The sequence below is a fragment of the Blastococcus brunescens genome, assembly GCF_035320885.1.
Lineage (GTDB): Bacteria > Actinomycetota > Actinomycetes > Mycobacteriales > Geodermatophilaceae > Blastococcus_B > Blastococcus_B brunescens.
On the sequence record NZ_CP141261.1, the window covers coordinates 125,052 to 151,231 of the forward strand.

The 26,180-nt window shown below is 73.2% G+C and carries 34 protein-coding genes, 1 tRNA gene and 5 pseudogenes; 21 read left to right on the plus strand and 19 right to left on the minus strand.

Features of this window, described 5'->3' with window-relative positions:
• The first annotated feature begins 128 nt into the window (after positions 1 to 128).
• The 13 genes and pseudogenes from U6N30_RS00880 (at position 129) to mnhG (ending at position 7,224) form a co-directional block, all read left to right on the plus strand.
• Positions 129 to 608 carry a response regulator transcription factor gene (locus U6N30_RS00880; RefSeq protein ID WP_324275767.1) on the plus strand — a complete coding sequence of 160 codons (480 nt, stop codon included), beginning with the start codon at positions 129 to 131 and terminating at the stop codon, positions 606 to 608.
• A gap of 82 nt (positions 609 to 690) precedes the next feature.
• A complete protein-coding gene (locus tag U6N30_RS00885; RefSeq protein WP_324275768.1) occupies positions 691 to 1,299 on the plus strand; it encodes a proton-conducting transporter transmembrane domain-containing protein in 609 nt (202 codons plus the stop codon).
• Between the two features lie 44 nt (positions 1,300 to 1,343).
• Positions 1,344 to 1,853, plus strand: a pseudogene (locus U6N30_RS00890) (proton-conducting transporter transmembrane domain-containing protein); the annotation flags it as partial.
• Between the two features lie 209 nt (positions 1,854 to 2,062).
• Positions 2,063 to 2,518 (plus strand): hypothetical protein, encoded by a 456-nt coding sequence (locus U6N30_RS00895; RefSeq protein WP_324278638.1) that lies wholly within the window; start codon positions 2,063 to 2,065, stop codon positions 2,516 to 2,518.
• Complete coding sequence (mbhE, locus tag U6N30_RS00900; protein WP_324275769.1) at positions 2,455 to 3,426, plus strand: hydrogen gas-evolving membrane-bound hydrogenase subunit E; 972 nt, start codon at positions 2,455 to 2,457, stop codon at positions 3,424 to 3,426. The genes U6N30_RS00895 and mbhE overlap by 64 nt, the downstream gene beginning before the upstream one ends.
• Positions 3,309 to 3,572 carry an MnhB domain-containing protein gene (locus U6N30_RS00905; RefSeq protein WP_324275770.1) on the plus strand — a complete coding sequence of 88 codons (264 nt, stop codon included), beginning with the start codon at positions 3,309 to 3,311 and terminating at the stop codon, positions 3,570 to 3,572. The genes mbhE and U6N30_RS00905 overlap by 118 nt, the downstream gene beginning before the upstream one ends.
• Positions 3,569 to 4,096 (plus strand): Na(+)/H(+) antiporter subunit C, encoded by a 528-nt coding sequence (locus U6N30_RS00910; RefSeq protein ID WP_324275771.1) that lies wholly within the window; start codon positions 3,569 to 3,571, stop codon positions 4,094 to 4,096. The genes U6N30_RS00905 and U6N30_RS00910 overlap by 4 nt, the downstream gene beginning before the upstream one ends.
• Positions 4,093 to 4,338, plus strand: coding sequence for a hypothetical protein (locus U6N30_RS00915; protein ID WP_324275772.1), 246 nt, complete (start codon positions 4,093 to 4,095; stop codon positions 4,336 to 4,338). The genes U6N30_RS00910 and U6N30_RS00915 overlap by 4 nt, the downstream gene beginning before the upstream one ends.
• Positions 4,293 to 5,633 carry a Na+/H+ antiporter subunit D gene (locus U6N30_RS00920; protein ID WP_324275773.1) on the plus strand — a complete coding sequence of 447 codons (1,341 nt, stop codon included), beginning with the start codon at positions 4,293 to 4,295 and terminating at the stop codon, positions 5,631 to 5,633. The genes U6N30_RS00915 and U6N30_RS00920 overlap by 46 nt, the downstream gene beginning before the upstream one ends.
• Positions 5,609 to 5,851, plus strand: a complete 243-nt coding sequence (locus U6N30_RS00925) for a hypothetical protein (protein WP_324275774.1) — start codon at positions 5,609 to 5,611, stop codon at positions 5,849 to 5,851. The genes U6N30_RS00920 and U6N30_RS00925 overlap by 25 nt, the downstream gene beginning before the upstream one ends.
• A complete protein-coding gene (locus tag U6N30_RS00930) occupies positions 5,841 to 6,434 on the plus strand; it encodes a Na+/H+ antiporter subunit E (protein WP_324275775.1) in 594 nt (197 codons plus the stop codon). Before U6N30_RS00925 ends, U6N30_RS00930 begins: the two co-directional genes overlap by 11 nt.
• The gene (locus U6N30_RS00935; RefSeq protein ID WP_324275776.1) at positions 6,431 to 6,772 is read left to right on the plus strand and encodes a monovalent cation/H+ antiporter complex subunit F; all 342 of its coding nucleotides are present in this window, start codon (positions 6,431 to 6,433) and stop codon (positions 6,770 to 6,772) included. The genes U6N30_RS00930 and U6N30_RS00935 overlap by 4 nt, the downstream gene beginning before the upstream one ends.
• Complete coding sequence (mnhG, locus tag U6N30_RS00940; RefSeq protein ID WP_324275777.1) at positions 6,769 to 7,224, plus strand: monovalent cation/H(+) antiporter subunit G; 456 nt, start codon at positions 6,769 to 6,771, stop codon at positions 7,222 to 7,224. The genes U6N30_RS00935 and mnhG overlap by 4 nt, the downstream gene beginning before the upstream one ends.
• On the opposite strand, the gene U6N30_RS00945 is transcribed toward mnhG, so the two are convergent.
• The 6 genes and pseudogenes from U6N30_RS00945 to U6N30_RS33035 form a co-directional block, all read right to left on the minus strand.
• A complete protein-coding gene (locus tag U6N30_RS00945; RefSeq protein ID WP_324275778.1) occupies positions 7,221 to 8,159 on the minus strand; it encodes a VOC family protein in 939 nt (312 codons plus the stop codon). The genes mnhG and U6N30_RS00945 overlap by 4 nt on opposite strands.
• Positions 8,160 to 8,242: 83 nt before the next feature.
• On the minus strand, positions 8,243 to 8,629 hold the full coding sequence (locus U6N30_RS00950; RefSeq protein ID WP_324275779.1) for an RNA polymerase sigma factor: 387 nt from the start codon (positions 8,627 to 8,629) through the stop codon (positions 8,243 to 8,245).
• Between the two features lie 52 nt (positions 8,630 to 8,681).
• Complete coding sequence (locus tag U6N30_RS00955) at positions 8,682 to 9,815, minus strand: 2-isopropylmalate synthase (RefSeq protein WP_324275780.1); 1,134 nt, start codon at positions 9,813 to 9,815, stop codon at positions 8,682 to 8,684.
• 116 nt (positions 9,816 to 9,931) lie between these two features.
• Positions 9,932 to 10,231 (minus strand): annotated as a pseudogene (locus U6N30_RS00960) (2-isopropylmalate synthase); the annotation flags it as partial.
• Positions 10,232 to 10,607: 376 nt separating this feature from the next.
• Positions 10,608 to 10,865, minus strand: coding sequence for a hypothetical protein (locus tag U6N30_RS00965; RefSeq protein ID WP_324275781.1), 258 nt, complete (start codon positions 10,863 to 10,865; stop codon positions 10,608 to 10,610).
• Positions 10,866 to 11,056: 191 nt separating this feature from the next.
• Positions 11,057 to 11,239, minus strand: a pseudogene (locus U6N30_RS33035) (helix-turn-helix domain-containing protein); the annotation flags it as partial.
• Between the two features lie 199 nt (positions 11,240 to 11,438).
• Here U6N30_RS33035 and U6N30_RS00970 point away from each other — a divergent pair.
• Positions 11,439 to 11,945, plus strand: coding sequence for a hypothetical protein (locus U6N30_RS00970; RefSeq protein ID WP_324275782.1), 507 nt, complete (start codon positions 11,439 to 11,441; stop codon positions 11,943 to 11,945).
• 12 nt (positions 11,946 to 11,957) lie between these two features.
• Here the strand turns inward: U6N30_RS00970 and U6N30_RS00975 are convergent, their stop codons facing one another.
• Together U6N30_RS00975 and U6N30_RS00980 are read right to left on the minus strand one after the other, a co-directional pair.
• Positions 11,958 to 12,527, minus strand: a complete 570-nt coding sequence (locus U6N30_RS00975; protein WP_324275783.1) for a phospholipase D-like domain-containing protein — start codon at positions 12,525 to 12,527, stop codon at positions 11,958 to 11,960.
• A 600-nt stretch (positions 12,528 to 13,127) separates the two neighbouring features.
• Positions 13,128 to 13,550, minus strand: a complete 423-nt coding sequence (locus tag U6N30_RS00980; protein WP_324275784.1) for a hypothetical protein — start codon at positions 13,548 to 13,550, stop codon at positions 13,128 to 13,130.
• A 74-nt stretch (positions 13,551 to 13,624) separates the two neighbouring features.
• On the opposite strand from U6N30_RS00980, the gene U6N30_RS00985 reads away from it, so the two are divergent.
• A complete protein-coding gene (locus U6N30_RS00985; protein WP_324275785.1) occupies positions 13,625 to 14,890 on the plus strand; it encodes an aspartate kinase in 1,266 nt (421 codons plus the stop codon).
• A complete protein-coding gene (locus U6N30_RS00990) occupies positions 14,887 to 15,942 on the plus strand; it encodes an aspartate-semialdehyde dehydrogenase (protein ID WP_324275786.1) in 1,056 nt (351 codons plus the stop codon). Before U6N30_RS00985 ends, U6N30_RS00990 begins: the two co-directional genes overlap by 4 nt.
• 72 nt (positions 15,943 to 16,014) lie before the next feature.
• On the opposite strand, the pseudogene U6N30_RS00995 reads toward U6N30_RS00990, so the two are convergent.
• From U6N30_RS00995 to U6N30_RS01015, 5 genes and pseudogenes are all read right to left on the minus strand, one after another.
• A pseudogene (locus U6N30_RS00995) lies at positions 16,015 to 16,679 on the minus strand (prolyl oligopeptidase family serine peptidase).
• A complete protein-coding gene (locus tag U6N30_RS01000; protein WP_324275787.1) occupies positions 16,589 to 16,876 on the minus strand; it encodes a hypothetical protein in 288 nt (95 codons plus the stop codon). Before U6N30_RS01000 ends, U6N30_RS00995 begins: the two are co-directional and overlap by 91 nt.
• Positions 16,837 to 17,820, minus strand: a complete 984-nt coding sequence (locus U6N30_RS01005) for a TolB-like translocation protein (protein ID WP_324275788.1) — start codon at positions 17,818 to 17,820, stop codon at positions 16,837 to 16,839. Before U6N30_RS01005 ends, U6N30_RS01000 begins: the two co-directional genes overlap by 40 nt.
• Before the next feature lie 80 nt (positions 17,821 to 17,900).
• A tRNA-Pro gene (locus tag U6N30_RS01010) sits at positions 17,901 to 17,977 on the minus strand.
• A gap of 75 nt (positions 17,978 to 18,052) precedes the next feature.
• The gene (locus tag U6N30_RS01015) at positions 18,053 to 18,958 is read right to left on the minus strand and encodes a metallophosphoesterase (RefSeq protein ID WP_324275789.1); all 906 of its coding nucleotides are present in this window, start codon (positions 18,956 to 18,958) and stop codon (positions 18,053 to 18,055) included.
• A gap of 53 nt (positions 18,959 to 19,011) precedes the next feature.
• Here U6N30_RS01015 and U6N30_RS01020 point away from each other — a divergent pair, with 53 nt between their 5' ends.
• Positions 19,012 to 19,464: a GatB/YqeY domain-containing protein gene (locus tag U6N30_RS01020; protein ID WP_324275790.1), complete on the plus strand. Its 453-nt coding sequence runs from the start codon at positions 19,012 to 19,014 to the stop codon at positions 19,462 to 19,464.
• Here U6N30_RS01020 and U6N30_RS01025 read toward each other — a convergent pair.
• From U6N30_RS01025 to bagA, 5 genes and pseudogenes are all read right to left on the minus strand, one after another.
• Positions 19,382 to 20,398, minus strand: a complete 1,017-nt coding sequence (locus tag U6N30_RS01025) for a penicillin-binding transpeptidase domain-containing protein (protein ID WP_324278114.1) — start codon at positions 20,396 to 20,398, stop codon at positions 19,382 to 19,384. The genes U6N30_RS01020 and U6N30_RS01025 overlap by 83 nt on opposite strands.
• Positions 20,311 to 21,686, minus strand: a pseudogene (locus U6N30_RS33040) (transglycosylase domain-containing protein); the annotation flags it as partial. The pseudogene U6N30_RS33040 and the gene U6N30_RS01025, both read right to left, overlap by 88 nt.
• 41 nt (positions 21,687 to 21,727) lie before the next feature.
• Positions 21,728 to 22,090, minus strand: coding sequence for an ArsA family ATPase (locus U6N30_RS01040; protein WP_324275792.1), 363 nt, complete (start codon positions 22,088 to 22,090; stop codon positions 21,728 to 21,730).
• On the minus strand, positions 22,066 to 22,971 hold the full coding sequence (locus tag U6N30_RS01045; protein ID WP_324275793.1) for an ArsA family ATPase: 906 nt from the start codon (positions 22,969 to 22,971) through the stop codon (positions 22,066 to 22,068). The genes U6N30_RS01040 and U6N30_RS01045 overlap by 25 nt, the downstream gene beginning before the upstream one ends.
• Entirely contained in the window at positions 22,968 to 23,939 is a 972-nt protein-coding gene (bagA, locus tag U6N30_RS01050; RefSeq protein ID WP_324275794.1) for an ATPase BagA, read from the minus strand. The genes U6N30_RS01045 and bagA overlap by 4 nt, the downstream gene beginning before the upstream one ends.
• 62 nt (positions 23,940 to 24,001) lie before the next feature.
• Between bagA and U6N30_RS01055 the strand changes: the two genes are divergently transcribed.
• From U6N30_RS01055 to U6N30_RS01070, 4 genes are all read left to right on the plus strand, one after another.
• A complete protein-coding gene (locus U6N30_RS01055) occupies positions 24,002 to 24,172 on the plus strand; it encodes a Sp36 family protein (protein WP_324275795.1) in 171 nt (56 codons plus the stop codon).
• 196 nt (positions 24,173 to 24,368) lie between these two features.
• Complete coding sequence (locus U6N30_RS33045) at positions 24,369 to 24,623, plus strand: RidA family protein (RefSeq protein ID WP_422678012.1); 255 nt, start codon at positions 24,369 to 24,371, stop codon at positions 24,621 to 24,623.
• Positions 24,624 to 24,837: 214 nt separating this feature from the next.
• Positions 24,838 to 25,176, plus strand: a complete 339-nt coding sequence (locus tag U6N30_RS01065) for an NUDIX hydrolase (RefSeq protein WP_324275796.1) — start codon at positions 24,838 to 24,840, stop codon at positions 25,174 to 25,176.
• Between the two features lie 44 nt (positions 25,177 to 25,220).
• Positions 25,221 to 25,409: a hypothetical protein gene (locus tag U6N30_RS01070; RefSeq protein WP_324275797.1), complete on the plus strand. Its 189-nt coding sequence runs from the start codon at positions 25,221 to 25,223 to the stop codon at positions 25,407 to 25,409.
• 65 nt (positions 25,410 to 25,474) lie between these two features.
• Here U6N30_RS01070 and U6N30_RS01075 read toward each other — a convergent pair whose 3' ends face one another.
• Complete coding sequence (locus U6N30_RS01075; protein WP_324275798.1) at positions 25,475 to 26,149, minus strand: Crp/Fnr family transcriptional regulator; 675 nt, start codon at positions 26,147 to 26,149, stop codon at positions 25,475 to 25,477.
• Positions 26,150 to 26,180: the final 31 nt, after the last annotated feature.

Here is a 26,180-nt window from a genome sequence, read left to right on the forward strand (position 1 = left end):
GCGTCCGCCGGGACCCGGCTTCCCGGTGCCGGCCACCGAGCCGGCTCCGACGCCGGCCACGAACGCGTCCCCGGCGGTGACCGCATGACGATCCGCGTCGTGCTCGTCGACGACCAGGCCATGGTGCGGTGCTGCTCGACGTCCGCATGCCGGGCATGGACGGGCTGGAGGCGGCCCGGCGGATCCTCGCCGCCGCGCTGCCCACCCGCGTCGTCGTCACCGCCGCCCTCCGGGCCGGGGTGAGCGGCTTCCTGCTCAAGGTCGCCCCGCCCGAGGACCTCGTGACGGCGGTGCGCACGGTCGCCGCCGGGCACGGGCTCCTGGACCCCGCGGTCACGCTCCGGGTGATCGAGACCTACGCCGCCGCCCCGGCGTCGGACCCCGCCCGGGCTGCCGCGCTCGCGGGGCTCACCGACCGCGAGACCGACGTCCTCGCCCTGGTCGCGGCGGGGCTCTCCGACGCGGAGATCGCGGCGCGGCTGTACCTGGGCGAGGCCACGGTGAAGACGCACGTCAGCCGGATCCTGCTCAAGCTCGGCCTGCGGGACCGCGTGCAGGCGGTCGCGTTCGCGTACGAGAGCGGGCTGGTCACGCCGGGCGGGCGCTGACGCCGGGACGGTAACCTGACGGCACCGCCGGTGTCCTCCGACGTCTGTGGTCGTCCCCGAGCCCTTTGACTCCCGGAGACCCGTGCTCGCCGTTCTGCTCCTCCACCTGGTGGCCGCCGTGGTGGCGCCCGTCCTCGTGCGGGGGTGGGGGCGCAACGCCTTTCTCGCGCTGGCCGTGGTGCCCGCCACCGGTTTCGCGTGGGTGCTGACCCGCCTGCGGACGGTGGCCGAGGGCGGCGAGGTCACCGAGAGCGTGCCCTGGGTGCCGGCGCTCGACCTGGACGTGGCATTGCGGCTGGATGCCCTGTCGCTGACCTTCGCGCTGCTCGTCACCGGCGTGGGTGCCCTGGTGCTGCTCTACTGCGCGCGCTACTTCGAGCCCGACGACGAGGGCTCCGCCCGGTTCGCCGGCAACCTCACCGCGTTCGCCGGCTCCATGCTGGGCCTCGTCCTGGCCGACGACCTGCTGATGCTCTACGTGTTCTGGGAGCTCACCACCGTCTTCTCCTACCTGCTCATCGGCGGTGCGGGGACGAAGCTGGCCGCCCGGCGCGCCGCGAGCCAGGCGCTGATCCTCACCACCGCCGGCGGCCTGGCCATGCTGATCGGCCTGATCATGCTGGGGAGACCAGCGGCAGCTACCTGCTGTCGGAGGTCGTCGCCGACCCCGGCAGCGGCCCGCTCCTGGTAGCCGGCACGCTGCTCGTCCTCGCCGGGGCGGTGACGAAGTCGGCGATGATCCCCTTCCACTTCTGGCTGCCCGCCGCGATGGAGGCGCCGACCCCGGTCAGCGCCTACCTGCACGCCGCGGCCATGGTGAAGGCCGGCATCTACCTGGTGGCGCGGCTGGCCCCCGGGTTCGCCGAGGTCCCCGGGTGGCGGCCGGTCGTCCTCGGGCTGGGCCTGGCCACGATGCTGGTCGGCGGCTACCGCGCGCTCCGGCAGAACGACCTCAAGCTGCTGCTCGCCTTCGGCACGGTCAGCCAGCTCGGCTTCCTCATGGTGCTGGTGGGCGGCGGCAGCCGGGAGCTGGCGGCCGCCGGGCTGGCGATGACGCTCGCCCACGCCCTCTTCAAGTCCACCCTGTTCCTGACCGTGGGCGTGATCGACCACGCCACGGGCGTCCGAGACCTGCGGAGCCTGTCCGGCCTGGGGCGCCGGCTGCCTGCGCTGGCCGTCATCGGCACCCTGGCCGCGGCCTCGATGGCCGGTCTGCCGCCGCTGCTCGGCTTCGTCGGCAAGGAAGCGGCCTTCACCGCCTTGTGGGACGGCGGTCTGCCCGACCGCACCGCCGCCGTGGTCGTGCTCGCCGGTCTGGTGCTGGGCTCGGTGCTCACCGCCGGCTACACGGCGCGCTTCCTGTGGGGCGCCTTCGCCCGCAAGCCGGGCCTGGAGCCGACCGAGCCGGCCGAGCTGGTCCACCCGCCGCGGGGCTGTTCCTCGCGGCTCCCGCGGTGCTGGCGCTCGCCGGCCTGCTCGCCGGGCCGTTCAGCCCGCTGCTGGAGCCGCTGGTCGCCGGCTACGCCGACACCCTGCCGCTGCTGTCGCCGGAGGCCGAGAAGCTGGCGCTGTGGCACGGGCTGCAGCCGGCGCTGCTGCTGTCCGCGCTCACCGTCGTCGGTGGCGCGCTCCTCTTCCTCGCCCGGACGGCGGTGTTCCGCACCCAGCGGCGGTTCGCCGTCGGCGCCTCGGCGGACGAGGGCTACTGGAACACCCTGCAGACCCTCGACCGCCTCGCCGTCCTGGTCACCGGGACGACGCAGCGCGGCTCGCTGCCGGCCTATCTGGGCACCATCCTCGTCGTCGTGCTGGCCCTCCCGGGGTCGGTGCTGCTGTTCCGGGCGCCGTGGCCGGGGAGTGGCGGGCCTGGGACAGCCCGATCCAGGCGCTGGTCGGCGCGGTCGCGCTGATCTCCGCGGTGCTGGCGCTGCGGATCCGGCAGCGGCTGTCGGCGGTCCTGGTCGTGGGCGTCACCGGGTACGCGCTGGCGGTGCTGTTCGCGCTGCAGGGCGCCCCCGACCTGGCCCTCACCCAGTTCCTGGTCGAGACCCTGACCCTCGTCGTCTTCGTCCTGGTGCTGCGCAAGCTGCCCAAGGACATCACCGAGCGGCACCGGCCGCGTGAGCGCGCCGGACGGGGCGTCATCGCCGTGGCCGTCGGGGCGCTGATGGCCGCGGCGGGGGCGGTCGCGATGAGCGCGCGCACCGCGACCCCGGTGTCGGTCGACTACCCGGAGGCCGCCTACGAGGTCGGCGGCGGGCAGAACGTCGTGAACGTGACGCTGGTCGACATCCGCGCCTGGGACACCCTCGGCGAGATCTCGCTGCTGGTCGTGGCCGCCACCGGGGTCGCCAGCCTCGTGTTCCTGCGCAGGCGGACCGGTGCCGTCGACCGCCTCGACCCGGTGCAGCTGGCCCGGCAGGAGCCCACCTCCCGCCGGGCGCCCCGGGGGCAGTGGCTGGCTGCCTCGGCGGCGCTGTCCCCCGAGCGCCGCTCGGTGATCCTCGAGGTGGTCACCAGGATCCTGTTCCACACCATCCTGGTCTTCTCGATCTTCCTGCTGTTCAGCGGCCACAACGAGCCCGGCGGCGGGTTCGCCGGAGGTCTCGTCGCCGGTCTGGCCCTCGTGCTGCGCTATCTGGCCGGCGGCCGCTACGAGCTGGGGAGGCCGCCCCGGTCGACCCCGGCCTGCTCCTCGGGGTGGGGCTGCTGTTCTCCGGCGGCACCGGCGTCGTGGGGCTGGTGCTGGGCGCCGAGGTGCTCCAGACGGCGATCCTCGAGACCACGCTGCCGGTGCTCGGCGACGTCAAGCTGGTGACCTCGCTGTTCTTCGACATCGGCGTCTACCTGATCGTCGTCGGGCTGGTGCTCGACATCCTGCGCAGCCTCGGCGCGGAGCTGGACCGCGAGGCCGACGAGGACGACCCGATCGAGGCCACGCCCGGAGAGGTGATCGCCCGATGACCCCCACCGTCGTCCTGCCGGTGGTCATCGGCGGGCTCTACGCCGCCGGCGTCTTCCTGCTGCTCGACCGCAGCCTGACCCGCGTCCTGCTGGGTTTCCTGCTGCTGGGCAACGCGACCAACCTGCTGCTGCTGTCCGCCGGCGGGCCGGCCGGCCTGGCGCCGATCCTGGGGTACGCCGAGCCCGAGGAGATGAGTGATCCCCTGCCGCAGGCCCTGATCCTCACCGCGATCGTCATCACCTTCGGCATCGCCGCGTTCGTGCTGGCGATCATCTACCGGTCCTGGCGCCTGGTGCGGCAGGAGGTGATCGAGGTGGACGAGGAGGACCGCCGGATCGCCCGCCGGTCGGACACCGACGCCGACGACATCGATCCCGACGACCTGGCGCCGGAGGACCGGGCACCCATGCACGCCGACACCTTCGCGGCCGACAACGAGGCCGAGGCCGGGCTGGCGCGCCGGTACTCCGGCATCGCGTCCGACGACGTCGACCTCCCGCCGACCCGCCGGAGGAGCCGGTGATCCGGGTCCTCACGCCGCTGCCGGTGCTGCTGCCGCTGCTCGGCGCGGCGGCGGCGCTGCTGGTCGGCGGCCGGCACCCGCGGGTGCAGCGGACGCTCAGCGTCGTGGTGCTGGCCGCGGTGCTCGCCGTGGCGGTCGCGCTCCTGCTGCTCGCCGACGCCGACGGCGCGGACGCCATCTCCGTCGGGGGTGGCCGGTGCCGCTGGGCATCGTGCTGGTCGTCGACCGGTTGTCGGCGCTGATGCTGGTCGTCGCCGCGACCGTGGCGCTCGGGGTGCTGGTCTTCGCGGTCGGCCAGGGTGCGGCCGACGGCGACGAGGAGACGCCGATCTCGATCTTCCACCCGACGTTCCTGGTGCTGATCGCGGGCGTGGCCAACGCCTTCCTGGCCGGTGACCTGTTCAACCTCTACGTGGGCTTCGAGATCCTGCTGACCGCCAGCTACGTCCTGCTGACCCTCGGCGGATCGGCGGCGCGCATCCGGGCCGGCATCACCTACATCATCGTGAGCCTGCTCAGCTCGCTGCTGTTCCTGGCCGCGATCGCGCTGGTGTACGGCGCGACCGGCACGGTGAACATGGCCCAGCTGGCCGTGCGGCTGGCCGAGCTGCCCGAGGGCACCCAGCTGCTGCTGCAGTCGATGCTGCTGATCGCCTTCTCCATCAAGGCCGCGGTCTTCCCGCTGTCGGCCTGGCTGCCCGACAGCTACCCGACGGCGCCGGCACCGGTCACCGCGGTGTTCGCCGGCCTGCTGACCAAGGTCGGCGTCTACGCGATCATCCGCACCCAGACCCTGCTGTTCCCGGGAGGCGCCCTGGACGAGGTGCTGATGTGGGCGGCGCTGGCGACCATGCTGATCGGCATCCTGGGCGCGGTCGCGCAGACCGACATCCGCCGGATCCTGTCCTTCACGCTGGTCAGCCACATCGGCTACATGGTGTTCGGCATCTCGCTGGCGTCGCAGGCCGGCCTGGCCGGGGCAATCTTCTACGTGGTGCACCACATCGCCATCCAGACGACGCTCTTCCTCGTCGCCGGCCTGGTCGAGCGGCAGGGTGGGTCCACCTCCGTCGACCGGCTCGGCGGGCTGGCGACGGCGTCCCCGCTGCTGGCGATCCTCTTCTTCGTCCCGGCGATGAACCTCGCGGGGATCCCGCCGTTCTCCGGGTTCATCGGGAAGCTGGGACTGCTCGAGGCGGGCATCGCCGACGGCGGGTGGCTGCCGATCGTCCTGGTCGCCGGCGGCGCCGCGACCAGCCTGCTCACCCTGCTGGCGATCTCCCGGGTCTGGAGCCGGGCGTTCTGGCGGCTCCCGGCGCAGGCGCCGGCGGAGGACACGTTCGAGGCGGCCGCCGCCGACGCCGGGCCCGACCTCTCGCCCGAAAGTGCGCCCGGCCCCGCACAGCAGCAGGAGCCGGCGGGGAGAAGGAGCCCGCCGGCGCCGATCCGGGTGCGAGCACGACCGGCGGCCGCGCCGAGGCCCGGCGGGCAGCGTGGGAGCGGCACACCGCGGTGGCCACGGCCACGTCCCCGGTGACCGACGGGCTGGGTGGTGACGCCGCGCGGGAGCGGCCGCTGCGGCCACTGCCCCGGGTCATGGTCGGGTCCGCCGCCGCGATGGTGGTGGTGACCGTCGCGCTGACGGCTCTGGCCGGGCCGCTGTACGGCATCGCCGAGCGGGCGGCAGGGGACCTCCGTGACCGCACCCCTACATCTCCTCGGTCTTCCTCGGGGAGGACGTGCCGTGACCGATGAGGCGCCCACCCCGGGCTCCGGCCACCAGCTGCGGCACCAGTTGCCGCTGCTGGTCTGGCTCGTGCTGGTCTGGAACCTGCTGTGGGGCACCTGGTCCTGGGCCAACCTGCTCAGCGGCATCCTCGTGGCCCTGGCCGTCACGGTGCTGCTCCCGCTGCCGCCCGTCGTCGGCGGCGCCCGGGTGCGCCCGCTCGCGCTGGTCCGCTTCCTGGGGCACTTCGTCTTCGACCTGATCTGGTCCGGTGCGCTGGTGGCCTGGCAGACCGTCCGGCCCCAGGGCATCGACCAGAGCGCCATCATCACGGTGCAGCTGCGCACCGACTCCGATCTCCTGCTGACCATCCTGACCGAGTCGCTGACGCTCGTGCCCGGCTCGATGGTGATCGACCTCGACCGCGAGCGTCGCACGATCGCGCTGCACATCCTGCACGTGGCGGACGGGAGCGACGTCGAGCGGCAGCGCGCCTCGGTGCTGGCCGAGGAGGAGCGGGTGGTCCGCGCCTTCGGGTCCCCGGACGAGATCGCCGCCCTCGACCTCGCGCCGGGCGAGCGCAGCCAGGGCACCGGACGGAGGACCCCGTGACCGTCGTCTTCTTGCTCGCCTACGGGATGCTCGGGATGGGAGCGTTGCTCACCCTCGTCCGCCTCGGGATCGGTCCGTCCCTGCTCGACCGGGTGGTGGCCACCGACACCCTCCTGGTGATCATCGCGGCCGGACTCGCGGTGCACGCCGGCCTCCAGCGGGACCCGACGGTGGTGCCGGTGCTCGTCGTCGTCTCGCTGCTGGCCTTCGTCGGCTCGGTGTCGGTCGCCCGCTACATCGGCGGCATGCTGCTCCGGTCCGCCGACGACGGCCAGGACGTCGGCCTGCCCGAGGCGGCCGAGGAGCAGGCCGCCCGAGCCGCAGAGGGGCAGCGATGAACGACGTGCAGACGCTGGGCGACGTGCTCGCGGTCGTCCTGCTGCTCCTCGGCGCGTTCCTCTGCCTGACGGCGGGGCTGGGCCTGGTGCGCTTCCCCGACGTCCTCGCCCGGATGCACGCGGGCACGAAGCCGCAGGTGCTGGGCGTCCTGCTGATCATGGTGGGAGCCGCCATCCGGCTGCAGGGCTGGTCGGCGACCTGGATGCTGCTGCTCGTCGCGGCCTTCCAGATGCTCACGGCTCCGGTGAGCGCCCACATGATCAGCCGGGTGGCGTACCGGCGGCGGCACGTCCGTCGCGACCGGTTGATGGTCGACGAGCTGCACACCGGCGGTGAGGTGCGGGACAGCGTCTACCGCGGTGACGAGCCGGCCGACGCGCCGCCGGAACAGCCGGCCCGCGCACTGGCCGAGAGCCGGCGCGAGGACCGCGAGGCCACCGGGGACTCCTAGCCGAGCTGGCCCAGCCAGAACGGCAGGCCCTGGTCGTCGCGGCACAGGGTGCCGAGGCCGTAGGACTGCCGCTCGATCTCGCCGGCCTCACCGCCGGCGGTCCGGACGGCGGCGACGGCGACCTCGATGTCGTCGACGGCGTACATCGGCACGGTGCCCGGCTCGCTGCTGCCCCCGCCGATCCCGACCATGGGCGTCGGGCCCTCGACCTGCCAGCCGTCGGGCACCCGGCCGGGCACCGCTGTCCAGCCCAGCACGGCCCCGTAGAAGTCCAGGGCACGCCGACCGTCGGGGACGTTCAGCGTCAGGTACACCGGATCGCCCGGCCTGGGGGCGGGTCCGGCGGCGGCCGGTGCGCTCTGCAGCATCCAGCGGTGGCCGTAGGGGTCGATCAGCCGTCCGCCGCGGCCGTAGGGCTCGTCGGTCGCCGGCCGTTCGACGGTGGCGCCGGCGGCCTCGGCGCGGGCCATGGCGGCGTCGACGTCGGGCACGGAGAGATGCAGGGAGACCGGGGCTTGCCGTCCCCGGGGCCCTCCAGGCCGTACTCCGGGTACTCGTCGGCCAGGTACAGGGTGGCGCCGGCCAGCTCCAGCTCGGCGTGACCGATGCGGTCGCCGTCGGCGTAGGGGTCGCCGACGGGACGGGCGCCGAACGCGTCGGCGTACCAGTTGATCGCGGCGCGGGCGTCGCGGACGACGAGGTAGGGGACCAGTGCGGACACGGCGGTGCTCCTCGGTTCGGGGGTCGGGGTCGGACGGGACTGCAGGAGGGCCCGGCGCAGCCGGTCGCGGAGGGCCGCGGTGAAGGTCGGGTCGGGGTCGACCGGCGCGGCCGGGCGGGTCAGCGACCGGAAGGGCCGTTCGGGATCGGTCACGGGGCACCCCCGGCTGCTCGGTGGATTCGTACTGACGGCGGAAGGCGGCGCGGGCGCGCACGAGCAGCGCCTCGGTGGCGTGCAGCGTGCGGCCGAGGAGGGCGGCGACGCGGGGGACGGGCAGGTCGTCGAGGTAGCGGAGGGTCAGCGCGGCACGGTGCGCGGGGAGAGCCCCTCGAGCACCTGCTGGGCGCGCAGCGCGTCGATCTCGTCGTCCCAGGGGTCCTCGGCGTGGGCGGTGCCACCGTCGAGGAGCCGGAGCCCGCGTTCCTCGCGCTCCAGCCGGCGCCAGTGGTCGACGAGCTTGTGCCGGGCCGTGCCGATCAGCCAGGCCACCGTGACGGGCCCGCCGCCGTCGACCTCGGCCCGCACGGCGGCGAGGAAGGTCTCGGCAGTGAGGTCCTCGGCCAGCGCGCGCCGGCCGCAGCGGGCGAGCAGGTAGCCGTAGACCTCCGGCAGGGCACGGTCGTAGAGCGACAGCAGCCCGGGGTCGGGCGGTGGTCCCACCGCGCGCGATCCCGGGCTGCTCATGTCCCTCCGTCGTCCGGGCGCGGTGTTCTCCGACGCCCCGACGACGCCCTTTCTACCGCTGGGCCCGGTTCACCGCCGAGACCACCGCGCGCAGCGAGGCGCTGACGATGTTGGGGTCGATGCCCACACCCCAGAGGACGCGGTCGCCGACGGCGCACTCGACGTAGGCGGCCGCCTTGGCGTCGCCGCCGGCCGACAGCGCGTGCTCGGCGTAGTCCAGGACCCGGACGTCGACGTCGAGGCTCTTCAAGGCGTCGACGAACGCGGCGATCGGCCCGTTGCCGCGGCCCTCGATCGTCACCGGGACACCGTTGTCGACGAGCTCGACGACCATCTCGTCGACCTGGTCGCCGTGCGCGGTGTGCCGGTGCCCAGCGAGGGAGAACCGGCCCCACGGGGCGTCGGGGTCGGGCAGGTACTCGCTGCTGAACGCCGCCCACATCTGCGCGGCGGTGACCTCGCCGCCCTCGTCGTCGGTGTGCTGCTGGACCACGGCGCTGAACTCGATCTGCAGCCGGCGCGGCAGGTCCAGCTGGTTCTCGGTCTTCATGATGTAGGCGACGCCGCCCTTGCCGGACTGGCTGTTCACCCGGATGACGGCCTCGTAGCTGCGGCCGACGTCCTTGGGGTCGATCGGCAGGTAGGGAACGGCCCACGGCATCTCGGCGACGGTCGTCCCGGCCGCCTGCGCGTCGGCCTCGAGCGCCTTGAAGCCCTTGTTGATCGCATCCTGGTGGGAGCCGGAGAAGGCGGTGTAGACGAGGTCGCCGCCGTAGGGGTGCCGCTCGTGCACGCCGAGCTGGTTGCAGTACTCGACGGTGCGGCGGATCTCGTCGATGTCGGAGAAGTCGATCTGCGGGTCGATGCCCTGGCTGAACAGGTTCAGGCCGAGGGTGACCAGGTCGACGTTGCCGGTGCGCTCGCCGTTGCCGAACAGGCAGCCCTCGATCCGGTCGGCCCCGGCGCGGTAGCCCAGCTCGGCGGCGGCGACGGCGGTGCCCCGGTCGTTGTGCGGGTGCAGGGACAGGACGACGGAGTCACGGCGGCCGAGGTTGCGGTGCATCCACTCGATCTGGTCGGCGTAGACGGTCGGCTCGGCCATCTCGACGGTCGCCGGCAGGTTGAGGATCGTCGGCCGGTCGGGGGTGGGCTCCCAGACGTCGGTGACGGCGTTGCAGATCTCCACGGCGAAGTCGAGCTCGGTGCCGGTGAAGGACTCGGGGAGTACTCGAAGAGGATCTCCGTGTCGTCCATCTGCTCGGCCAGCTTGCGCACCATCTCCGCGCCGTGGACGGCGATGTCGACGATGCCGGCCCGGTCGGAGCCGAAGACGACGCGGCGCTGCAGGGTGCTGGTCGAGTTGTAGAGGTGCACGATCGCCTGCCGGGCGCCGCGCAGCGACTCGTACGTGCGCTCGATCAGCTCGTCGCGGGCCTGGGTCAGCACCTGGATCGTGACGTCGTCGGGGACCAGGTCGTCCTCGATCAGCTGGCGGACGAAGTCGAAGTCGGTCTGGCTGGCGGCCGGGAAGCCGACCTCGATCTCCTTGTAGCCCATGCGGACCAGCAGCTCGAACATGCGCCGCTTGCGGTCGGGGGTCATCGGGTCGATCAGCGCCTGGTTGCCGTCCCGGAGGTCGACGGCGCACCAGCGGGGCGCGACGGTCGTGACCTTCTCCGGCCAGGTGCGGTCGCCCAGCACCACGGGGGTGAAGGGGCGTAGCGGTGGATCGGCATCCGCGAGGGCTGCTGCGGATTGCGGGCGTGCGGATGGGCGGCGCGGGTGTGCTGCGGGTTCGTGCTCACGGTCTCGGGCTCCTCTGGCGCGGGCTGGACTCAGCTCCGGTGGGGCGGTCAGCAGGCGCCGGGAACGCACGCGATCACGGCAGATCACCGCGGCGAGGGGCCGACCTAGGAGAGGGCCTCGCCGCGGCTCATAAGCAGGAGGCTGCCGCGCACGTGCCCACGGTAGCAGCGCGTCAGCCGACGTCGCAGGAACACGGGCAGTCCTCGGCGTGGACGGGCCGGCCGCTCCAGTCGTCGAGCTCCTCGCACCGGGGTGGACAGCTGCAGGTGAAGTCCTCGATCGGCTGCGCGGCGCCCGACTCCCGCCGCTGCCGGTGCTCCTCCGCGCGCCGCAGGCGGGCAGCGTGCTGCCGTGCTGCACGGCGTTCCGCGGGAGAGTCTCCGGGCCGGGGCGCCTGGTGGTCGTCCGGGTGCCCGTGCGCCCGCGCCACCGGTCTCGTGTGTGCCGGAGGCGGTCGTAGGTGTACCAGGGCTGCTCGCGCGCGTACCGGTCCTCGCCGTGCCACCAGTCCTGGTCGCCGTACCGGGTGTCCAGGTGCGCCGGGAAGCGTCGTCCGCCCCTGTCCCGCACCGCCTCGGAACTCATGCCCGGCACCTCTGCGTCGTCGTCGTCGAGCAGAGCGAGGCGCAGCCCTGCCAGAGCCGCTGCCCGCGCCAGGAGTCCGACGTCCAGGCCGCCGTGCCCGCTCTCGATGCGCGCGATTGCTGTCTTCGAGCAGCCGACCCGTAGCGCGAGTTCGCGTTGCGACAGGTCGGCGCGTCGACGGATCCGCCGCAGAGCAGCCGGCACGTCGAAGGTGGACACCCGGCCAGAGTCGGGGGTCGCAGGCTCCTCCGGTCGGCTCGAACTCGATCTGTGGACAGTTGTGCTCTGCCCCGCGGAGCGGGGCAGAGCACAAGCATGCTGGAGGGAGGTGTGCCGCTCCCGCCGATCCGGATCCCCGACCGGGTGACGCGCGTCGTGTCGCCGTGGCAACTGCCGACCGAGACCGTACGGTTCCGGCGTGCGAGCGGCGATCTCCTCGACGATGACCTGTGCGGCGCTGCTGCTCCTCTCCGGGTGCTCCGGCGACGGTGGGTCGCCCGCGGAGGGCTCGCCGGCAGCCGACTCGTCTGCAGCGGCGGCGTCGACCAGCCAGGCACCTGCGACGACGCCGCTGTCGGGCCCTGACGCGGTGGTCACCGACTGGCCCGCCGAGGCGCCGGCAGAGCCAGGCGCGGAGCAGTGGGCGGTGTACCTCGCCGTGGGGCCCGAGGGTGACCCTGCGTTGACCGAGGCAGCCGAGTTCCTCCGGGCCCACGGCTACAGCGCGGACGAGAACCACCTGCTGGCGTGCGACGGCGGTGCGCCGGAGACGTTCCTCGGCAGCAACACCGAGCGGGCGGTCGCTGTCTACTTCGAGTGGCGCGCCGACGCGGGTGACTTCCTCACGCTGCTGAAGCCACCTGGCGCCCAGCCGGAGCAGTTCGTGTTCGTCGACATGCTGCGGATCACCCGCGACTGCGTCTGACCGCCGGGCCCGTCAGAACGACTTCTGCAGGCGCAGCTTCAGCGGGCGGCCGTCCGGGTCGACCAGGAGCCGGTACACGGGGGTCGCCCACAGCCGGGTGAGGCGGCCGAGCTTCTCCGGCCGGTGCCGCTGCAACCGTCCCGGCGGCCTGGCTCCGCGCCGTCCGTTCTCGTGCCACTCGGCGAGCGAGGCCGCCCGCGCCTCGAGCGTCGCGACGAAGCGCTCGGGATCGATCAGCAGCTCGTCGTCGCTGCCGTCCTGCGCCAGGTCGAGGTGCTCGCGGGCCAGCTCCAGCCGCAGGTCGCGCGCGAACGTGCGGGCGCAGTCGCCCGTGCCGGCCGGGTCGCGCGGCTCCCGGGGGTCGTGGGTCGCGTCGAGGACCGCGGTGGACAGCTCGCTGTCGTGCGTCCAGGAGCGCCGGTTGAAGTTGTCGCTGCCGATGCTGGCCCACACGTCGTCCACCACGCAGACCTTCGAGTGCACGTAGACCGGCGTCCCGGCGCGGTTCTCGACGTCGAAGACGTGGACCCGGTCCTGCCCTCCCGCCCGGAGGCACAGGTCGATCGCCCGTCGGCGCCCCACGTACTGCGGCGTCGCGTTGAACGCCCCTCCTGGTCGGGGATGCGCGGCACGACCACGACCAGGTGCAGATCGGGGTTCTCGGTGAGCGCGTCGGCGAACAGCTGTGCCACCTCCGACGACCAGAGGTACTGGTCCTCGAGGTAGACCAGCCGCCGGGCCTTCTTGACCGCCTTGGTGTACCCGCGCGCGATCGAGCGCTCGCCCTCGGGGGCGAAGTCGTAGCGCGGCCGGATCTTGGGGTAGGTGCGCAGGGTCTGCACCAGGTGGGGCCCGCAGGGTGGGGGCGGGGGCAGCTCCGGCGGCAGGGGCGAGGGTCGAGGCGAGCCCGGCGGAACCGGTCGATGACGTGGGCGATCGGATTTCCCTGCACCGGGCTGGTCGGGTCGTCCCAGCGCTCCCGGAACGCGGTGTCCAGGACGGCGACGGCGGGCCCGCGGATCTCGGCCTGCACGTCGTGCCAGGGCGGTGTCGGCCCGTACGCCGACGACATGTTCACCGCCTGCGGGTCGCCGCCGTGCTCGGCGTCGTCACGGCGGCTGTGGCACAGGTCGATCCCGCCCGCGAAGGCGACGTCGCGGGACGGGTCGGCGGGGCAGCGGATCACCACGATCTTCTGGTGGTGGCTGCCCACCCGGCGCACGCGCTGGTCGAGGACCACCCGGCCACCGTCCTCCTCGATCTCGCGGTCCAGTGCCCGGTTCTCCTCCTTGCTGTAGGAGATGGCGTCGGTGTGCGAGCGCCACACCAGGCCCCGCACATCCACACCGCGGTGCGCCGCGGCGCTGAACAGTTCGTCCACCGTGGGCCCGTCGGGTCGCAGCCGCTGGTCCGGGTCCCCCGCCAGTCGGTGAACCAGAGACGATCACCCTCGCCGAGCTGCTCGACCACCTCCACGAGCCGGTCGAAGTAGGCCACGCCGTGCACGAGGGACCGGACGAGGTTGCCCTCGGTCCACGCGGGGAGCGGGGTGCCGGGGTTGCCGCGCTCCTCTGCGGTGAGCAGCCACTGCTCCGGGGCGTCCATCCCATGATCACAACGTGTGCGTCGCGGGGATGCAACCACCGGTGCTCCGCGGTACGTCGGTAGCCTGTGGACCCGTGGCCCTCGTCGTCCAGAAGTACGGCGGTTCCTCCGTCGCCTCCGCAGCGCACATGAAGCGTGTCGCCGAGCGGATCGTCAGTGCGAAGAAGAACGGCGACGACGTCGTCGTGGTCGTCTCCGCGATGGGCGACAGCACGGATGAACTGCTCGACCTGGCAGGTCAGATCACCGACGACCCACCCGGTCGCGAGCTCGACATGCTGCTCACCGCGGGCGAGCGGATCTCGATGGCGCTGCTGGCCATCGCCATCTCCACCCACGGCTACGAGGCGCGGTCGTTCACCGGGTCGCAGGCCGGCGTCATCACCACCGGCAGCCATGGCAAGGCCCGGATCATCGACGTCACCCCGGGCCGGCTCCGGTCGGCGCTGGACGACGGATCGATCGTGATCGTCGCCGGGTTCCAGGGCGTCAGCCAGGACACCAAGGACATCACCACGCTGGGACGCGGCGGCTCCGACACCACCGCCGTCGCCGTCGCCGCGGCCCTGCGCGCCGACGTCTGCGAGATCTACACCGACGTGGACGGCGTGTTCACCGCCGACCCGCGGATCGTCCCCAACGCCAAGCGCCTCGACACCATCACCTACGAGGAGATGCTCGAGCTGGCGGCCTCGGGGGCGAAGGTGCTCATGCTCCGCTGCGTCGAGTACGCCCGCCGCTACGGCATCCCCGTGCACGTCCGCAGCTCCTACTCACACCTTCCCGGCACGATCGTGTCCGGCTCGATGGAGGACCTCCCGGTGGAACAGGCGATCATCACGGGCGTCGCGCACGACCGCTCCGAAGGCAAGATCACCGTCTACGGGGTGCCCGACCGGCCGGGTGAGGCGGCTCAGCTCTTCCGGGTCCTCGCCGACGCCGAGATCAACATCGACATGATCGTGCAGAACGTGTCGGCCGGGGCCAGCAAGCTCGCCGACATCTCCTTCACGCTGCCCAAGAGCGACGGCCCCACCGCCATCGCGGCGCTGGAGAAGGTCAAGCACACCGTCGGCTACACCGACGTGGAGTTCGACCAGCACATCGGCAAGGTGTCGCTCGTCGGTGCCGGCATGCGCTCCCATCCCGGCGTCTCCGCCAAGTTCTTCGGCGCGCTGGCCGATGCCGGCGTCAACCTCGAGCTGATCAGCACCTCGGAGATCCGCATCTCCGTGGTCTGCCGCGACACCGACGTCGACATCGCCGTCCGCGCGGTGCACGACGCGTTCGACCTCGGCGCCGACGTCGAGGCCGTGGTCTACGGAGGGACCGGACGATGACCACCTTCTCCACCAGCGGCCTGCGGGTCGGCATCGTCGGCGCGACCGGCCAGGTCGGCGCGGCGATGCGCTCGATCCTCGCCGAGCGGGGCTTCCCGCTCAGCGAGCTGCGGTTCTTCGCCTCGGCCCGATCTGCCGGCAGCACCCTGCCGTGGGGTGACGGCGAGATCGCCGTCGAGGACGCCGCCACCGCCGACCCCACCGGCCTGGACGTGGCGCTGTTCTCCGCCGGCGCGACCACGTCGCGCGCGCAGGCGCCCCGCTTCGCCGAGGCCGGCGTCATCGTGATCGACAATAGCTCGGCGTTCCGCCGCGACCCGGAGATCCCGCTGGTCTGCAGCGAGGTCAACCCCGGTGACATCGCGAAGGCCGCCGGCCGGATCATCGCCAACCCGAACTGCACCACCATGGCCGCGATGCCGGTGCTCAAGCCGCTGCACGACGAGGCCGGCCTCGTCCGCATCGTCGCCAGCACCTACCAGGCCGTCTCGGGCTCGGGCATCGCCGGCGTCCAGGAGCTGCACTCGCAGGCCAGGGCCGTCGTCGACAAGGCCGACGAGCTGGCCTACGACGGCACCGCGGTCACCTTCCCCGACCCGGTGAAGTACGTCGCGCCCATCGCGTTCAACGTGCTGCCGATGGCCGGCTCGGTCGTCGACGACGGAACGTTGGAGACCGACGAGGAGCAGAAGCTCCGCAACGAGAGCCGCAAGATCCTCGGCATCCCCGATCTGCGGGTGTCCGGCACCTGCGTCCGCGTGCCGGTCTTCACGGGGCACTCGCTGTCGCTGAACCTCGAATTTGAGCGTGAGATCCGGCCGGAGCGGGCCATCGAGCTGCTGGCGGCCGCGCCTGGTGTCGAGCTGTCCGACGTCCCGACCCCGCTGCAGGCGGCCGGCCGCGACCCGTCCTACGTCGGCCGGATCCGCCAGGACCCGGGCGTCGACGGCGGCCGCGGCCTCGCGCTGTTCGTCAGCAACGACAACCTCCGCAAGGGCGCCGCGCTCAACACCGTCCAGATCGCCGAATTGATCGCCGCCTCCCGCAGTTGATCATCGTCTGGGTGCTCGGTTCGCCGGCGTGTCCCGCCGTGTCGCGTGCACGCAGACGATGATCAACACGGGTCAGGGCTTCACGTGCGTCAACGCGAAGGCCAGGGCCACCTCGACCTGGCGGATGGTCTCCTCGATGACCAGCGAGCCGTGGCCGGCATCGAACCGGTACACCTCGTGCTCCTTGCCGAGCTCCTCGAGCCGGCCGAGGTAGTTGTCGATCTGCCGGATCGGGCAGCGCGGGTCGTTGGCGCCCGCCACCACCAGCACCGGCGCGGCGACGGCGTCCACGTAGGTGATCGGCGAGGACCGCACGTACACGTCGCGCACCTCCTCAGGTGACCCGCCGAACAGCGCGCGGTCGTAGGCCCGCAGGCCCTCCATCTCGTCCTCGTAGGCCGCCAGGTAGTCCGCGACCGGCACCTCGGCGATGCCGGCGGCCCACCGCTCCGGCTGGGTGCCCAGGCCGAGCAGCGTGAGGAACCCGCCCCACGAACCGCCGGTCAGCAGCGCCCGCTCCCGGTCGAGGAAGCCCTCGGCCAGCAGGGCGTCGAGACGGCGGCGACGTCCTCGAGCTCGGTGAGCCCCGGCCGCCCGGTGAGCGCGTCCCGCCAGACCGACCCGTAGCCGGTGGAGCCGCGGTAGTTCACGTGCACGACGGCATAGCCGGCGTCCACGTAGGCGGCCCGGCGGGCACGGTAGGAGTCGTCGTCCGCCGCCTCGGGCCCGCCGTGCACCAGGAACGCCGTCGCGTACGGGGCGGACCCTCCGGGCGCACCAGGAGCGCGTGGATGTCCCCGCCCGGGCCGGGCACCCAGCGGTCCTCGACCGGGTAGGCGGCCGGCGGCTCCTCGTCGGCGATCGACAGGACGACGGGGCCGTCGGCGCGGCGGATCACCGGCGGCAGCGCCGCCGAGGACCAGGCCAGCTCCACCGTGCCGTCGGGGCGGGCCGTGGCGCCGCGGACGACGCCCGGCGGGGTGTCCAGCTTCTCCAGGCGCCGCTGGCCAGGTCGTAGCGGTAGATCTCGCTGCGGGCGGCGTGGTCGTGCCCGACCAGCAGCGCGGAACCGTCGGGGTAGAAGCCCGCGGTGACGTCACCGGGGAGGTCCAGCGCGATCTCGGTCTCGGTGTCGGCGGCGACGTCCCAGATCAGCAGCTCGTCGCGGCCGCGCCGCTCGTGGCCGACCAGCAGCCGCCGGTCGTCCGGGAGCGGCCCGAACTCCAGCGCGTGCAGCCCGCGGCCCTCGCCGTCCCACTTCTCGGTCACGACAGCGGGTGACTCGAGGGTCGTGTCGCCGGTCCGCAGCACCCGCAGGGCCGGGTAGCGGGGGTCACCGTGCTCGGAGTGGGAGACGACCAGCAGCGCGTCGTCCTGGCTGAGCGCGTCGACCGACGCGGGGTCGCTGTGCCGGTAGATCACCCGGGGCGTTCCACCGGACGGCGCCAGCCACAGCTCGCTGCCGTCGTCGGTCGACCGGCCGATCGCGACCATGGTGCGGCCCACCTCGAGACCGGCGGGGTAGGCCGCCTCGACCGCGGCGACCGCGACGCTGTCCTCGCCTCCGGCGAAGGGCTGGGTCATCCAGCTGCCGAACTCGTCGCCGTCGGTGTCGGCGAACCACCAGATCGTCTCGCCGTCGGGGCTGACCGTGGCGATCAGCGTGCCGTTGGGTCGGTCGGTGACCTGGCGGTGCTCGCCGGTCTCCCGGTCCCAGGCGTACTGCTCCACGACGCCGCTGAGGTCGGAGGAGTAGACGTTCCGCTGCGGGGCGTCCTGCGCCCAGTCCGGGAGGGAGACCCGCGGCGCCCGGAAGCGGGCCTGCCAGCGGGCGGTGACCTCGGGGGAGAGGATGGGAGCGGCGGGTTCGGCGGTCACGGAGCCATCCTCGCAGGACCCCGTGCCATGACACTCCACTACATGACTCAGGGGCCGCCATGCGGCGGCCCCTGAGCTGGTGGTCGGGGTGACAGGATTTGAACCTGCGGCCTCGTCGTCCCGAACGACGCGCGCTACCAAGCTGCGCCACACCCCGAGGTCCTGCAGGAGTCTAGCGCTCGCCCGCGCGGCTCCCGGCGGCGGGGAGATCCCCAGGAGGAGGTGCCCGCGTTCAGGAGCCGCGGGGGTCAGGGTGAGCAGGGTCGCCTCCGGGGGCAGGCGAACCGTGCCGGCGCATACGGGCTGGTGCCCAGACCGGCCGAGACGTGCAGCCAGGTGCCCGAGGGATGGGCGGCGGTCGGCTCGGTCCAGCGGTGCAGCCAGCGCACGCGGTCACGGTCGATGCCGCAGTTGGTGACCAGGGCGCCGTAGAACGGCACCCGCAGCTGACCGCCGTGCGTGTGGCCGCAGAGGAGCAGGTCGTAGCCGTCGGCGGCGAACCGGTCGAGCACGCGGGGCTCGGGGAGTGCGCCAGCCCGATCCGCACGTCGGCGGTGGGGTCCGCCGGTCCGGCGACGTCGTCGTAGCGGTCGCGCCTGAGGTGGGAGTCGTCGACGCCGGCGAGGGTGATCCGCCGCCCGCCGACGGTCAGCTCGCCGGCCGCGTTGGTGAGGTCGAGCCAGCCGCGGTCGCGCATGCCGTCCCGGAGGTCCCGCCACGGCAGCTCGTCCCCGTGCACCCGCTTGTGGTCGGGCCAGAAGTACTTCAGCGGGTTCTTCGGGCGCGGGGCGTAGTAGTCGTTGCTGGCCAGCACGAAGGCGCCGGGGCGGTCCATCAGCGGGTCGAGGGCGCGCAGCGTGCCGGGGACGGCGTCGTGGCCGGCCAGGTTGTCACCGGTGTTGATCACCAGGTCCGGCTCCAGCGCGGCCAGCCCGGCGACCCAGTCCTGCTTCGAGCGCTGACCGGCGGTCATGTGCAGGTCGGAGATCTGCAGCACCGCCAGCGGCGTCGACCCGGGCGCCAGCACGGGGACCTCGAACCGGCGCAGCGTCCACCGGGTGCGTTCGTACAGGCTCGCGTAGGCCACCGCCGACGCACCGGAGGCGGCGGCGGCGGGGAGGGCGGTGTACCAGCGCACGGTCGCAGAGCCTACGTGCGCGGCGCGCCCGCGCACCGTGCCAGGCTGGGACCGTGTCCGACCTGAAGAACCGCCTGCGTGATGACCTGACCACCGCCATGAAGGCCCGCGACGAGCTGCGGACGGCGACGCTCCGCATGGTGCTCTCCGCCGTCAGCGCCGAGGAGGTGTCGGGCAAGGAGGCCCGGGAGCTCTCCGACGACGAGGTCATGGGCGTGCTGCGCCGCGAGGCGAAGAAGCGCCGGGAGGCCGCCGAGGCGTTCGCCGGCGCCGGCCGGTCCGAGCAGGCGGCGCGCGAGGAGGCCGAGGGCGGCGTGCTCGCCGACTACCTGCCGGCTCAGCTCGAGGACGCCGATCTCGCGGCGCTCGTCGCCGACGCGATCACCGGCACCGGCGCCGCCGGCATGAAGGACATGGGCAGGGTCATGGGCGCGGTGCAGGGCGCCGTCGCGGGGCGGGCCGAGGGCGGCCGGGTCGCTGCGGAGGTCCGCCGCCAACTTGGCTGAGCCGCCCCCGCCGGGACTCAGTCGTCGCCGCCGTCTTCCCCGCCCCCACCGCCGCCGTCGTCCGGGGCGGCCCCTCCGCCCTCGGCGGGCGCGGGAGCCGGTTCGGGTGCTGGCGCCGGAGCCGGTGCCGGTGCGGGGAGCGATCCGGGGCCGGGGCCGGCCGTGGCGCCGGCCGGCCACCGTTCAGCAGTGCCTGGTCGGCCGGCGGGAACGGCGACGTCGGCTTGTCGGCGAGGAAGGGCGCCATCGCGTTGCGCCAGATCGTGGCCGGCATGTTGCCGCCGAAGCCGCCGACGTCCTGCTTCGCCTTCGGGTTGAAGACCATCACGCTGGCCGCGTACTCGGGCATGAAGCCCACGAAGGCGACCGAGTCCCGGCCCTGCGAGGTTCCGGTCTTGCCGGCGATCTCGTGGCCGGCGATCGCGGCCCGGGTGCCGGTGCCCGCCGGTGTGGCGACGTCGCCGACCAGGATCTGGCTCAGCGTGTTGGCGACCGCCACCGGAACGGCCTCCGGGGCGCAGTTGTCCCCGGTGACCACCGGCTGGCCGTCGTCGCGGGTGAGCGGCTCGCCGGAGCGGTCGAGCACCTGCACCACCGGCGTGGGGGTGCAGCGGGTGCCCTGGGCGCCGAGGGTCGCGTAGGCGTTCGCCAGGTCCAGCGGGCTGGTGGCCTCGGCGCCGAGCGTGAAGGAGCCGAAGTTCCCTCGACGATCTCGTCCGCCGAGTTCTGGGTCGGCTGGTCGTAGGTCATGCCCATCCGCTCGGACATGCGGACCGGGCCCTCCACGCTGCCCAGCCGGTCCTCCAGCGCCAGGAAGTAGGTGTTGGACGAGCGGACCAGCGCGCCGACCATGTCGAGGGTGTCGGGGTAGTTGCCGGCGTTCCTGACGCAGTACATGCCGCGGCTCTCGTCGCTGCGTTCCCTGTCGCTGCAGGAGGGGCCCCGGTACACCCGGGAGGTGTACTGGTTGCCGGGGGTGCTGATCGTGGTGCCGGCGCCGATGCCGGCCTCGAGCGCGGCGGCGGCGGTGAACGTCTTGTAGGTCGACCCCGCGCCCTTGCTGGCCACCGTGTTGAGGACGACGGACTCGCAGTCGGGATCGGAGCACCCGTACCGGCGGTTGACGCTCATCGCGAGGACGTGGCCGGTGCCCGGCTCGATCGCGGTGAACATCCCGGCGAGCTCGCCACCCATCGGCAGCGTCTGCAGCACGGCCTGGTCGCCGTAGGCCTGCAGGTCGGGGCGCAGCGTGGTCTGGATCGTGTAGCCGCCGCTGTCGATCTCCCGCTGGGACAGGCCCAGCGTGCCGGTGACGTACTGCATCGCGTAGGCGCAGAAGAACCCGCCGACCGCGGCGTCGATGCAGCCGTTCTGCGGGTTCTCGCCCGGCGCGACGGCCACGGGCTGGGCCGAGATCTCCACCAGCTCCTGCTCGGAGATGTGCCCGAGGTCGAACATCCGCTGCAGCACCTGGTTGCGGCGGACGACGGCGTTCTCTGGGTTGGTGATCGGGTCGTCGTTGGCCGGGCTCTGCACCAGACCGGCCAGCATCGCGGCCTGCGGGAGCGTCAGGTCGATGGCATTGACGCTGAAGTACTTCTGGGCGGCGGCCTGGATGCCGTAGGCGCCCTGGCCGAAGTACACGATGTTCAGGTACCGGGTGAGGATCTCGTCCTTGAGTAGGTCTCCTCCAGGGCCATGGCCAGCCGGGCCTCGCGCAGCTTGCGGCCCACGTTCTGCTCCGTGGCTGCCTGCCGTTCCTCGGGCGTCTTCGCCGTCTGCAGCAGCGTCTGCTTGACCAGCTGCTGGGTGAGCGTCGAACCGCCCTCCTGGACCGAACCGGCCGCCACGTTGGTCACCAGGGCGCGCACGGTGCCCTGCACGTCCAGGCCGTTGTGGTCGTAGAAGCGGGAGTCCTCGATGTCGACCAGCGCCTGCTTCATGATCGGCGCGATCTGGTCGGGCGTCACCGGGGTGCGGTTGTTCGTGTAGAGGTTGGTGATCAGCGATCCGTCGGCGGCCAGCACCCGGCTGTTGCCGGCCGGTGTCCGGTCGGTCAGCTCCACGGGGAGCGCGTCCAGCAGCGACGCGGAGTTGCGCGCCACGAGCCCGCTGCCGCCGACCCACGGGAAGAGGAGTCCGGCGAGCAGCGCCCCGGCGACGACGATCGTCGCGGCGAGCTTCGCGAGGGTTCTGGACCTGAGCTGAGCGTTCTCCGACATCGCCGACGAATGTACGTGGCCGGATGCGCCGGAGCCGCGGGTCAGCCGCGGCGCGCGGGCAGGACCCGCGTGCGCGGCGTGCCGGTCGGCGTGTCCGCGTCCGGGCCGGTGAGCTCCGCGGCCATGCCACGCAGCCCGTCGAGGTCGTGCACGTCCCCGGCGGCGGCCGGCACCGTGCGGACGGCGACCTCGGGGTGGGCGCTGGTGAACCGGTCGGCGAGGTGCTGCTCGCGGGTGGCCAGCAGCATCCGCTCGGCGTGCACGCGCAGCGCCGCGGCGGCGAGCTCGGCGCCCGGCCCGCCCGCCTCGGCGACCTCCTCGGCCGCGCCCTCGGCCCGCGTCGCCGACAGCGTCGCGGTCGCCGGTGGGTGGGTCCGGTTCACGACCAGGCCGGCCAGCGGCATCTGCTCGGCCGACAGCCGGTCGACGAAGTAGGAGGCCTCGCGCAGCGCATCGGGCTCCGGCGTGGCGACGACGACGAACCAGGTGCCGGGCTTGCGCAGCGCTCGTAGGTCGCGGTCGCGCGCTCGCGGAAGCCGCCGAACATGGTGTCCAGGGCCGCCACGAAGGCGGAGATGTCGCGCAGCAACTGTCCGCCGAGGATCTTGCTGATGATCCGGCTGAAGAACATGAAGCCGGCGCTGGCGATCTTGAAGCCGGTCCGGCTGGGGGCGGTGAGCAGCCGGATCATCGTGCCGTCGAGGAACCGGCTCATCCGGTTCGGTGCGTCGAGGAAGTCCAGCGCCGACCGGGACGGCGGGGTGTCGACGATGATCAGGTCCCACCGGTCGCTGGCCCGCAGCTGGCCCAGCTTCTCCATCGCCATGTACTCCTGCGTCCCGGCGAAGGAGGAGCTCAGCGACTGGTAGAAGGGGTTGGCCAGGATCTGCTCGGCCCGCTCCGGCGTGGAGTGCGCGACGACGACATCGTCGAACGTGCGCTTCATGTCCAGCATCATCGCGTGCAGCTCGCCGTCGGCCCCCGGTACGTCGACCCGCCGCGGCTCGTTGTCCAGCTCCACCAGCCCGAGCGACTGCGCCAGCCGCCGGGCGGGGTCGATGGTGAGGACGACGACCGTCCGGCCGGCCTCCGCGGCGGCCAGGGCCAGGGCCGCGGACGTCGTCGTCTTGCCCACCCCGCCCGCGCCGCAGCAGACGATGATCCGCGTCCCGGGATCGGTGATGAGCGCGCCGAGGTCCATCGGGCCGGCGACGGGGCCCGGGCGGGACGGACGGGTGGCGCGGGAGGGGCGCTCCTCCGGCTCGGCCTGCGGGGCTGCGCTCATGCGGCGACCTCCGCGCTCAGGTGGTCCTCCAGCCGGGCGGACAGCTCGAACAGCGACCCCACGTCCATCGGTCCGGTCATCAGGGGCAGCTCCACGGTCGGCCGGCCCAGCGCCTCGACCTCGTCGCGCAGCGCGTCCTGGCCGGCCCACCGCCGAGCGTGCTCGGTCACCTCGGCGGCCAGCGCCCCGGCGAGGTCGGCGCCGCCGGGCAGGTGTGCCGCGGCGAGCGCCGGGGCCAGCTCGTCGCCGGTGAGGAGGCCCTCGGCGGCGCGGGACAGCCCGTCCGCCGGCAGCACCGGCTCGGCGGCCATGTTCACGAACACCGATCCGATCGGGAGCCCGGCCTTGGTCAGCTCGGCGATGGCGTCGGCGGTCTCCTGCACCGGCATGTCCTCGAGGATCGTCACCAGGTGCACCGCCGTCTGCGGGGAGCGCAGCACGGCCATGACGCCGTCGCTCTGGGTCTTGATCGGGCCGGAGCGGGCCAGCTGCGCCATCTCGCCGGTGACCCCGAGGAAGCGGGTGATGCGCCCGGTCGGCGGGGCGTCGACGACCACGGCGTCGTAGACCGGCCGGCCGTCGTGCCGGCGGGTGACCGCTTCCTTGACCTTTCCGGTGATCAGCACGTCCCGGAGGCCGGGCGCGATCGCCGTGGCGAAGTCGATGGCCCCCATCTTCCGCAGCGCCCGCCCGGCCCGCCGCAGGTTGTAGAACATGTCGAGGTAGTCGAGGAGGGCCTCCTCGACGTCGATCGCCAGCGCCTTCACCTCGCCGCCCCCGCGGGTGACGGCGACCCGGCGCTCCTCGTACGGCAGCGGCGGGGTGTCGAAGAGCTGCGCGATGCCCTGCCGCTCCTCGGTCTCCACCAGCAGGACGTGCCGCCCGTCGGCGGCCAGGGCCAGCGCGAGGGCGGCCGCGACCGTCGTCTTCCCGGTGCCGCCCTTGCCGGTGACGACGTGCAGACGCACGGGGACGGTTCGGGGCTCACCCGCCCAAGACTAGGAGCACTGCGGGCGCTAGCGTCGGGCACATGAGCGACACTGCCCGCCAGAAGTGGGAATACGCCACCATCCCGCTGCTGATCCACAACACCAAGGCGATCCTCGACTCCTGGGGCGTCGACGGGTGGGAGCTCGTCACCGTCCTGCCCGGGCCCGGCGGCTCCGACCAGCTCGTCGCCTACCTCAAGCGCCCGGCATGAGCTGGCACGCCCGGCTGGCCGAGCTCGGCATCCGGCTGCCGTCGGTGGCCGCCCCGGTCGCCGCGTACGTGCCGGCCGTCCGCACCGGCTCGCTGGTGTTCACCTCCGGGCAGCTGCCGTTCGTCGACGGCGGGCTGCGCCGCACCGGCAAGGTCGGGGTTCCGTCGACGTCGAGGCGGCCGCGGCCGACGCGAAGGTGTGCGCCCTCAACGCGCTCGCGGCCATCGACGAGCTGGTCGGCCTGGACTCCGTGGCGCGCATCGTGCGGGTCGTCGGCTACGTGGCCAGCGCCGAGGGCTTCAGCGGCCAGCCGCGGGTCGTGAACGGCGCGAGCGAGCTGCTGGGCAAGATCTTCGGCGAGGCCGGGCAGCACGCCCGCAGCGCCGTCGGGGTGGCCGAGCTCCCGCTGGGCGCCCCCGTCGAGGTCGAGCTCACCGTCGAACTCGCGTGAGCGAACCGCGGCAGGCAGCCACCGTCATGCTCCTGCGCGACGGGGCCCCCGGGCTGGAGGTGTACCTGCTGCGCCGCACGAGGGGAATGCCCTTCGCCGGCGGGATGACCGCCTACCCCGGCGGCGGGGTCGACCCCGGGACGGCGACGTCGAGGTCGCCTGGCTCGGCCCGCCGCCCGCGCAGTGGGCCGCCGCGTTCGGCTGCGACGAACGGATGGCCCGCGAGCTGGTCTGCGCCGCGATCCGGGAGACGTTCGAGGAGGCCGGCGTCCTGCTGGCAGGCGACCCGGAGGGCGGCAGCGTCGTCCCGGACGTGTCCGGCGACGACTGGGAGGAGCAGCGCCAGGCGCTGCTCACGCGGGAGCTGTCGCTGTCCGAGCTGCTGGCCGGTCGCGGTCTCGCGCTCCGGTCGGACCTGCTGCGGCCGTTCGCGCACTGGATCACCCCGCCGGTCGAGCCCCGCCGATACGACACCAAGTTCTTCGTCGCCGCCCTGCCGGTCGGCCAGGAGGCCCGGGACGTCTCGGGGAGGCGGACGAGGCCTCGTGGCTGACGCCGTCGGCCGCGCTGGCCGAGGCGTTCGCGGGCGCCCGGCCGATGCTGCCGCCGACGACGCACACGCTCGGGCAGCTCGAGCCGTTCGCCGATCTCGCAGCGGCGCTCGCCGGTTCTCCGCCGGAGCCGCTGCACCCGATCAGCCCCACGTTCGAGAAGACCTCGGACGGCACGTGGGCCGTCCTCCCCGACGGCACCCGCGTCCGCCTGGTCGCGCCACTCCCGTCCTAGGCATAGGTTCCTTTACCTGCGTTCTGAGCTCCGGGACGCAGGTAAAGGTTCCTATGCCTGAGACGTCAGCGGGCGCGGCGGCGGAGGCGCTCCTCGTCGAGGACGACGACCGACTTGCCCTGCAGCTGGATCCAGCCCCGGTGCACGAAGTCGGCCAGCGCCTTGTTGACCGTCTCGCGGGAGGCGCCGACGAGCTGGGCCAGCTCCTCCTGGGTGAGGTCGTGCTTGACGCGCAGGCCGTCGCTCTCGCGGCTGCCGAAGCGGTCGGCCATCTGCAGCAGCGCCTTGGCCACGCGGCCGGGGACGTCGGTGAAGATCAGGTCGGCGACGGAGTCGTTGGTGCGGCGCAGCCGGCGGGCCAGTACCCGGAGCAGCTGCTCGCCGATCTCGGGGTGTGCCTCGATCCAGGGGCGCAGCACCGACTGCGGCATGCGGGCCAGCTTCACGTCGGTCACGGCGGTCGCCGTCGCCGTCCGCGGGCCCGGGTCGAAGACCGAGAGCTCGCCGAACTGGTCGGAGGGGCCCATGACGGCCAGCACGTTCTCCCGGCCGTCGGGCGACCGGCGGGACAGCTTGATCTTGCCCGTGACGACGATGTAGAGGCTGTCGCCGGCCTCGCCCTCGTTGAACACGACCCGGCCGCGGGGCAGCGTGATCATCTCCAACCGACTGGCGACCGGGTCCACCGCGTCTTCCGAGAGCCCCTGGAAGATCCCGGACTGGGCCAGCACCTCGTCCACTGCACGTCCTCTCACTGCCGTTCATGCGGAC

What these genes read in the sequence shown, in the direction of transcription:
- U6N30_RS00910 (WP_324275771.1), top strand. Translation starts at nt 3,569, where the DNA reads ATGACCCCCACCGTCGTCCTGCCGGTGGTCATCGGCGGGCTCTACGCC.
- mnhG (WP_324275777.1), top strand. Translation starts at nt 6,769, where the DNA reads ATGAACGACGTGCAGACGCTGGGCGACGTGCTCGCGGTCGTCCTGCTG.
- U6N30_RS00950 (WP_324275779.1), bottom strand. Translation starts at nt 8,629, where the DNA reads ATGAGCAGCCCGGGATCGCGCGCGGTGGGACCACCGCCCGACCCCGGG.
- U6N30_RS00980 (WP_324275784.1), bottom strand. Translation starts at nt 13,550, where the DNA reads ATGGACGCCCCGGAGCAGTGGCTGCTCACCGCAGAGGAGCGCGGCAAC.
- U6N30_RS00990 (WP_324275786.1), top strand. Translation starts at nt 14,887, where the DNA reads ATGACCACCTTCTCCACCAGCGGCCTGCGGGTCGGCATCGTCGGCGCG.
- U6N30_RS01040 (WP_324275792.1), bottom strand. Translation starts at nt 22,090, where the DNA reads ATGCCGCTGGCCGGCCTGGTCGTGAACCGGACCCACCCACCGGCGACC.
- U6N30_RS01045 (WP_324275793.1), bottom strand. Translation starts at nt 22,971, where the DNA reads ATGAGCGCAGCCCCGCAGGCCGAGCCGGAGGAGCGCCCCTCCCGCGCC.
- U6N30_RS01055 (WP_324275795.1), top strand. Translation starts at nt 24,002, where the DNA reads ATGAGCGACACTGCCCGCCAGAAGTGGGAATACGCCACCATCCCGCTG.
- U6N30_RS01065 (WP_324275796.1), top strand. Translation starts at nt 24,838, where the DNA reads ATGGCCCGCGAGCTGGTCTGCGCCGCGATCCGGGAGACGTTCGAGGAG.
- U6N30_RS01070 (WP_324275797.1), top strand. Translation starts at nt 25,221, where the DNA reads ATGCTGCCGCCGACGACGCACACGCTCGGGCAGCTCGAGCCGTTCGCC.